Source organism: Streptomyces aculeolatus (genome assembly GCF_020400605.1).
Taxonomy (GTDB): domain Bacteria; phylum Actinomycetota; class Actinomycetes; order Streptomycetales; family Streptomycetaceae; genus Streptomyces; species Streptomyces aculeolatus.
In genome coordinates this window covers 1-1,451 of sequence record NZ_JAINRD010000070.1, presented here as the reverse complement: position 1 = coordinate 1,451, position 1,451 = coordinate 1, and the positions used below count along the sequence as shown (strand labels likewise).

The following is a 1,451-nucleotide window of genomic DNA, read 5'->3' as shown; positions in this document are numbered from 1 at the left end:
GGCCCGTTCATTGCGGCTATCGATCAGGGGACGACTTCGAGCCGGTGCATCGTGTTCGACACCGATGGCCGGATCGTGTCGGTGGATCAGAAGGAACACGAGCAGATCTTCCCCAAGCCCGGCTGGGTCGAGCACAACGCCCTGGAGATCTGGCGCAACGTCCAGCAGGTCGTCGACGGCGCCGTCACCAAAGCCGGCATCACCAGCGCGGACGTGAAGGCCATCGGCATCACCAACCAGCGCGAGACCACCCTGCTGTGGGACAAGCACACCGGTGAACCCGTCGCCAACGCCATCGTCTGGCAGGACACCCGCACCGCGGAGCTGTGCCGCCAACTCGGCGGCACCGAGGGACAGGACCGCTTCCGCGCCGCCACCGGCCTGCCCCTGGCCTCCTACTTCGCCGGACCCAAGATCCGCTGGCTCCTCGACAACACCCCGGGCCTGCTCGCCCGCGCCGAAGCCGGCGACATCCTCTTCGGCACCATGGACTCCTGGGTCATCTGGAACCTCACCGGCGGCCCCGGACGCGGCGTCCACGTCACCGACGTCACCAACGCCTCACGCACCATGCTCATGAACCTCGAAACCCTCGACTGGGACCCCGAGATCTGCCAGGCCATGGGCGTCCCCCCGGCGGTCCTCCCGCAGATCCGCTCCTCCGCCGAGGTCTACGGCCGCGCCACCTCCGGCACCCTGACCGGCATCCCGGTCGCCTCCGCACTGGGCGACCAGCAAGCCGCGCTCTTCGGCCAGACCTGCTTCGCCCAGGGCGAAGCCAAATCCACCTACGGCACCGGCACCTTCCTGCTGATGAACACCGCCGGCGAACCCGTCCACTCCGAAAACGGGCTCATCACCACCGTCGGCTACCGCATCGGCGACGAACCCGCCGTCTACGCCCTGGAAGGCTCCATCGCCATCACCGGCGCCCTGGTCCAGTGGATGCGCGACCAGATGGGCATCATCTCCACCGCCGCCGAGATCGAAACCCTCGCCCTGAGCGTCGAGGACAACGGCGGCGCCTACTTCGTCCCCGCCTTCTCCGGCCTGTTCGCACCGTACTGGCGCGACGACGCCCGCGGCGTCATCGCCGGCCTGACCCGCTACGTCACCAAAGCCCACCTCGCCCGCGCCGTCCTGGAAGCAACTGCCTGGCAGACCCGCGAAATCGTCGACGCCATGACCAAGGACTCCGGCGTCGAACTCACCTCACTCAAAGTCGACGGCGGCATGACCGCCAACAACCTGCTGATGCAAACCCTCGCCGACGTCCTGGACGCACCCGTCGTACGCCCCCTCGTCGCCGAGACCACCTGCCTGGGCGCCGCCTACGCCGCAGGACTCGCCGTCGGCTACTGGCCCGACACCGACACCCTGCGCGCCAACTGGCGCCGCGCCGCCGAATGGACCCCCCGCATGGACGAAGCCACCCGCGAACGCGAATACAA

General features: G+C 68.6%; 1 protein-coding gene. It reads left to right on the top strand.

The features are described 5' to 3' along the window. Positions 1-1,451 (top strand): glycerol kinase GlpK (glpK, locus tag LG396_RS38735; RefSeq protein WP_225798301.1); only part of this gene is annotated, 1,451 nt, incomplete at both ends.